This is a genomic window from Paenibacillus sp. AR247, from assembly GCF_002968895.1.
GTDB lineage: Bacteria > Bacillota > Bacilli > Paenibacillales > Paenibacillaceae > Paenibacillus_AQ > Paenibacillus_AQ favisporus.
This window is the reverse complement of record NZ_PCZT01000009.1, coordinates 1,598,470-1,604,795: the sequence shown is the minus strand read 5'-3', so window position 1 is coordinate 1,604,795 and position 6,326 is coordinate 1,598,470. Positions and strand designations below refer to the sequence as shown.

At 53.5% G+C, this 6,326-nt stretch carries 5 protein-coding genes; 3 read left to right on the top strand and 2 right to left on the bottom strand.

The features are described 5' to 3' along the window. Positions 1–319 precede the first annotated feature (319 nt). The gene (locus CPT76_RS15725) at positions 320–2,176 is read right to left on the bottom strand and encodes a GerAB/ArcD/ProY family transporter (protein ID WP_105443553.1); all 1,857 of its coding nucleotides are present in this window, start codon (positions 2,174–2,176) and stop codon (positions 320–322) included. A gap of 329 nt (positions 2,177–2,505) precedes the next feature. On the opposite strand from CPT76_RS15725, the gene CPT76_RS15720 reads away from it, so the two are divergent. The 3 genes from CPT76_RS15720 to CPT76_RS15710 all read left to right on the top strand — a co-directional run bounded on the left by CPT76_RS15720 (position 2,506) and on the right by CPT76_RS15710 (position 4,832). Next, positions 2,506–3,363: a CAP domain-containing protein gene (locus CPT76_RS15720; protein WP_258168534.1), complete on the top strand. Its 858-nt coding sequence runs from the start codon at positions 2,506–2,508 to the stop codon at positions 3,361–3,363. Between the two features lie 171 nt (positions 3,364–3,534). Beyond that, complete coding sequence (locus tag CPT76_RS15715) at positions 3,535–4,131, top strand: AAA family ATPase (protein WP_105443552.1); 597 nt, start codon at positions 3,535–3,537, stop codon at positions 4,129–4,131. Positions 4,132–4,145: 14 nt separating this feature from the next. Then, complete coding sequence (locus tag CPT76_RS15710; protein ID WP_105443551.1) at positions 4,146–4,832, top strand: HAD family hydrolase; 687 nt, start codon at positions 4,146–4,148, stop codon at positions 4,830–4,832. 50 nt (positions 4,833–4,882) lie between these two features. On the opposite strand, the gene CPT76_RS15705 is transcribed toward CPT76_RS15710, so the two are convergent. Then, positions 4,883–6,289 (bottom strand): MFS transporter, encoded by a 1,407-nt coding sequence (locus CPT76_RS15705; RefSeq protein WP_146116328.1) that lies wholly within the window; start codon positions 6,287–6,289, stop codon positions 4,883–4,885. Positions 6,290–6,326 lie beyond the last annotated feature (37 nt).

The following is a 6,326-nucleotide window of genomic DNA, read 5'->3' as shown; positions in this document are numbered from 1 at the left end:
GCAGGATCAGTTAGAGTCTTGGAAGACGGAGAGCTATGCAGCCGTGTACCGGGCAGTTCAGCGAAGCGAGCTGAGCAACTTTTTGCAGCAGGCCGGATTCCAGCGTGTGGAGTGGTTCATGCCCGAGCAATCCGGTTTTTACCAGCCGATCGTAGCGGCAGCCAAGTTCTAGATGGAGCGAGCTGGTTTCATTGTTTCGCGATTTTTCGCTTCATGACGGTCATCATCCACAGAAGCAGCGGAATGGCAATCGCGCAGACCGGGATGACAATCCGCTCCCACAGCTTCTGAAGCACGATAATGGTGGCTTCATTCGGAATCAGCAGCGCGATGATGAAGATGGCAGGCGCACAAAACCACAGAAGTTTTTCCAGTTTTTCACTTGTAGCCACTGGGCCATCTCATAGCTCGTAATAAACAAGTAAAGGGAGATCTTGGCGAAGACGCCAAAAATCCAAATGAAAATCACGAGTACATCGACATTTTGAATAAAGTTCAGGATGTTTATGCTGCGTACCAGCATAAAGTAAGAGAACCTCAGCTCCATTCCAACATAGGGTCCGAACACGAGCAGCACCATGACCGTGGCCAACATGACCATGATGGCGGTGAACGCGATGCTCGACAGAGCTTTGACGTATATTTTTTTATTGCTGGATATAAACGCGAGAAGAACCAGCAGCATAAACGATTCCCCAAAAAAAGAAGCGGGCGGCAGCGACGCCTTGAACACCTCTTGCCAGCTTGAGTCGCCGATGATCGGCAGGATGTGAAGAAGCTTCGTGTTCGTGACATTCAGCAAAAAAGTGAGGACCAGCGCAATGAACGTCACGGGTCCGGCCAGTTCGCAAAATCGGCCGATGCCGGTAATCCCGCTGATGCCGGTCAGATAAACGGCCAAAGCCATTATCATGACCATGAGAATCCAGATGGGAGTCTGGTCAAGGATCGTCAGATGGATAAAATCCGTGAAGGAGCGGAGCACATCTCCGGATAACAGGAGCCAGGCCACGAAATAGGGAAGGATCACGATTCTTCCGATCCAGCCGCCAAGCAGCTTACGGCTGAACTGTGTTAAGAGCATCCGCATCGGGTAGCCGAACCGTAACGGGGGAGTCACAAACGACGATATGCCGGCAGCGGATACGACGATGACGATCGGCGCAGAGATGATCCCGGCCTGTACCGCAGCCTGTCCAATAACCAGGGCACCGACGATGCTGACGAGCGGGCCGATTTGCTGGGGTAACCGAATCCCGGCCTCCCGTAGCCCTTCAAACATAAATTCCATAATAAATACTTCGATGACGGTTGGAAATGGAGCCTGTTCCCTGAGTCCCGTAATGCTTAGCATCAGCTTGGGAGGGACCATTTCCGGATGAAAGGTGGTCAGTGCAATATAAACCGACGGAAACAGGATGGCAAACAGGGCAAACAAATAACGGATCCACCGATTCATAGTGACATACATAAACCGTTCGTAATAATCGTCAGGGGCTTGCAGGCCGTCCCAGAACGTCATCGGCACGATCAGAGCGATCGGCGACCCGCTCACCAAGATCCCCACCCGTCCTTCCATCAGTCCGGAGGATACGACATCCGGCCGTTCGCTGCTCAGCATTTGCGGAAAAGGGGAGAAGTTGGTGTCCTCAATGGATTCTTCGATGTAGCCTGATTCCAGCACGCCTTGAAGTTCGATCTGCTGAACCCTTGAGCGAATTTCATCGAGCATCGAAGCGGACACAATTCCTTCAATATAGGCAAGTACAACCTCGGTTTGGGTCAGCTTGCCGATGTTATAGGATTCCATCTTCAGGTTCGGCGTGACGATGATTCTGCGCAGCATCGTCGTATTCGTACGCAGCGATTCGGTGAAGCTCTCCCGCGTTCCGCGCAGGGCCGCTTCCGTCGAAGGCTCTTCAATCGATCTTGTTTCATAATCTGAGACATCCGTTAGAAGGACGGTGGGCTCCCCATCCGCCAGAATGGCCAAATGACCCTTTAAAATATCATCTGCCGCATCGCGGAACGTATTGATCTTCTTCGTTTGCAGTACCGCGAACAGCTGTTGATCACACATTTGCGCAATGCTGTCAATGGGGCCGACCCCCTGGGGGATTCCTTCGTATATTAACGGCTTCAGGATGACCGACTGGATGATATCCTTGTCAATCATACCGTCTACGTAAATAAACAGCAGTTTGGTAGTCTCCTTGCAGGGTAACGTCCCGGAATATGAACGTCCGAGCAGCGCTCGAACANCGTTTTTAGCATGTGCTCATTGTCTACCAGATGACGGCTTAGCGGTAGATTCGGATCGATGTTTGTCGGTTTCTGGTTCGTTGAATTCATGTCAGGTTCTTCTCCGTTGGAATCATCATTATATTTTAGTTACTATACCCATACGCCGGATAAGCATACTTTGCCGGTATAAATCCTCTTTGATTCGGAAAAATTAAGCTGGTATCTTACATTCAACCGTATTAGGGAGGCAGCACTCGTCATATGAAAAAAATCGTTATGATCGCCGTTCTGATATTGATTACAGGCTGCGCGGATCACGGCGCTTCAACGGCGCGCCAGCAGGTGACCACCAAGCAGACGAACCGTACAAGCCATATCAATCAAGCGGCTCCGACCCGAAAAATCGTCACTTCAGCCTCATCAACGTCCACGGACAGAGGCGGCAAGTCTCATTTGACCGTCAAACAAGTAAAACAAAACGATCTGACCTCGGATTTGCTTAATCTGATTCAGCAGCCAGGAGCGGCACCCGGAACTTCGCCGCAGCAGCCTGCGGGAACGCCATCCGGTACGCGGACCGGAGCTCCAACCACCCCAGGGGGAACACCAACGGGAACGCCAACCGGTACACCAACGGGAACGCCGACCGGTACGCCAACGGGAACGCCAGCCAATCAGGTTCCTGCAGGTACCCCCAAAAACCAGGCTCCTTCGGGTACGAACAATCAGCAGACCTCTGCAAGTGGTGATGCCTCAGCATATGCTCAACAAGTGCTCGATCTGGTGAATCAGGAACGCTCCAAAGCAGGTTTGGGTGCACTCAGCATGGATTCCAAACTGTCCAACATGGCAATGGCCAAAGCCAAAGACATGTATGACAACAAGTATTTTGACCATAACTCCCCGACTCACGGATCTCCCTTCGACATGATGAAGGAATACGGGATTACGTACAACTCGGCCGGAGAGAATATCGCCAACGGGCAGACATCCCCTCAGCAGGTGATGCAAGATTGGATGAACAGCCCAGGACACAAAGCCAACATCCTGAACAAAAGCTACTCCCATATCGGAATCGCCTTTTATAATAACGGGTGGGTACAGGAATTTACGGGATGAGCAGCGGAAGTGCAGCATAGTACATCATCAGCCTCTTCGGGATTAGCCGGGGAGGCTGCTGCATGTGGAGTGGGAAAAACCGGCGGGGCGCTCCGCCGGTTTTTTTGGTGTATAATGGAACGGATGTGAGAAGCAAATCTCCAAAATATCGTCAAAGTTGAGGGATGATGGATGATCCTATGGATAAACGGCGCGTTTGGCGCAGGAAAAACGCAGACCGCCTTCGAGCTTCACCACCGGATACCGCATTCTTTCGTGTACGATCCAGAGAATGCAGGGTATTTTATCCGCAAAAATATTCCGCCCAGCATCAAGAAGCCCGATTTTCAGGAATATCCGTTATGGCGGGAATTCAACCATGCCATGCTGAAGCACATCGCTTGTGAATACGACGGAGTCATCATCGCTCCAATGACCGTGGTCGATCCGGTATATTTTGAAGAAATCGTCGGCCGGCTGCGCTCGGACGGCATGACCGTGAAGCATTTTGCTTTATGCGCTCCGCGCGAAGTCATCCTGCAGCGCTTGAAAAGCCGGGGGGAACGATCAAACTCATGGGGTGCTCAGCAGGCCGAACGCTGTATTGAAAGTCTATCCCAAGACATCTTCCGGGAGCATATCGATACCGTTGAGCTGTCGGTAAGCAAGGTAGCGGAGCGGATTGCGGACATGGCCCATATTCCCCTGCTGCCCGATCACAGGGGTGCGGTGCGGAAGAAATTCGACCAAATCAAAACCCAGTTGGATCATTTCCGTTTTTTTAACTAGGGGGAGTAGAGGTTATGGAAGCCGTTCTGTTCGACTTGGATAATACGCTGGTAAACCGTAAACAGGCGTTCGAGCAGTTTTCACGAAAATTTATCGACAGGTTTGCCGCCGTGCACAACCCTGAGCATCGCCTGAGGCTGGTGGAACAGCTGCGTGCCGCAGACCGGAATGGCTATCGGGAAAAAAGGGAGCTGTATGAGGAAATGAGGCGGGCACTGCCAATGAGGGAGGAGGCGACGACAGCAGAAGACCTGCTCGCTTATTGGTTCGCTGAGTTTCCCTCCTGCACCGTAGCGATGGACGGAGCGGAACTGGTGCTGCGGGAACTGAAAAGCAGGGGAGTCCGGATCGGGTGCGTCACGAACGGCTCGGCCAGAACCCAGTATGCCAAGCTTGACCAGGTGCAGTTCAGAGGCTATTTCGATGCGGTTATCGTTTCGGAAGAGGCGGGGGTCAAGAAGCCGGACCGGCGAATTTACGAAATGGCGCTGAGCAGGCTGCAGGCCCGTCCGGAGAATTGCTGGTTTGTGGGTGACCATCCCGAAAAGGACGCGCAGGGCGCCGCTGCAGCAGGTCTGCGTCCCGTACTGCTGCTCACTACGCCTGCTGAATCGGGTCCGCTCATGCCGGAAGGGACGCTGACTATAAACAAACTGCAGGAGCTCCTTCCGCTATGCACCGGCCCATTCTTGCGGTTTTGAGGGGACGGTGATGCAGCTGGAAGGTTCCTGCAGGTAGTGGTGCATGGCATTCAGGCTGGAGCGTTCTGGTTAGCCGCCTGCGGAGAAGCGGATTTCTGCTTGCGCTCGTTAAACATAAAGTAATAGATGGCCGATGCGCTGATATATAGGATGCCGGTCATGCTGAAAGTCAGCGCATAGCCCCAGTACGTCCCAAATGCGGTAAGCAAATGGGACTGGACAGGTCCCATTGTAGCCCAGCCGAGCATGAATGCAGTTTGCGTCATCGAGTTGGCGATCCCTCTGCGGGCATCGGATACCCGGTCAACCGTGATCGAGGACTGGATGGGATTGGCCGCATTCATCAGTGCCTGCCTGAAGAGGAAGCTGAAGCAAGCGACTGCGAACAGGTTGGTGAAACCGGTCAGCAGCAAAAAAGGCAGGGACATCATCTGAAACAGCACCACGGCCTTGACCGGTCCGACGCGGCTTGCCAGCGACGGGCCGATCAGCATCGACACGATCGTCATGATCTGGCCGAGTGAAATCAGGATGCCGACAGCCGTAAGGGATACGGCAAAGCGGTTTGTAAAGTACAGATTGAGATAAGGCACGACCAGTCCCGAGCCAAGGCCGACAATCAGCTGGGCCAGCGTAAATTTGGCGATGGCGCTCCAGTCCTCCCGCGCTGAAGATGGGAGCGGATGGGACAGGGCAGGCCTGAGCGGAACGGCCGAAGCGTCTTTTTGGACAGCCGGCTTCTGCCGGACCAGCAGCAAGGGCACAAAGGCAAGCACGCTGGCGGCTCCCCCTGTGAACAGCACAGCCTGCAGGCTCTGAATTTTGCTCCAGCCGGCGGACTGGAGCACATCGGCCAGGTAACCGCCGCCGCTGCTGCCGATGACCTGGGCGGCCAGCACGAGGGAGAAGTGGTAGCTGAACAGCTTCAGCCGCTGCTTCTTGTCCGAATTCCCGGCCAGAAACGGGACGGCGATCACCTGGAAGAAGGCCGCAAACAGGCCGGCTGCAGCGGACAGGACGATCAGAGCGGATTCACCGCTGGCCAGCGACCTGCCCATGAAGCTCAGACCTGTAAACAATGCGCCGGTCATTAAGAGCAGCTTGTGGCTCGTACGGTCCCCCAGCAGTCCGATCGGTATGAAAATAAGCGCCGTCGCAAACGACTGGACGCTCACCAAGGTGCCGTTCATCGTATCGGGGTAACCCAGCGTTTGCACGTAAAGATTGTAAAGCACCGAGAACATGCCTGTCCCGATCTGATACAGCAAATTGGCAAGAAAAAAAAGCCGGATATTCCGGTTGAGGCGATTCCATTCTGACGAGACCTGATGCAGTAACCGCATGGTTTGATTAATCCTCCGTCCTGATGCATTAGCTTCTCTATTGTAGCAAGCGGCCCCCAGGGTGGAAAGGAAAACTTTACATATGGCATATGCCAACTCAGAAGCTTGGCTCATGAGAATGAAAGAGGTGATTTGCAAGATGGAAATAACC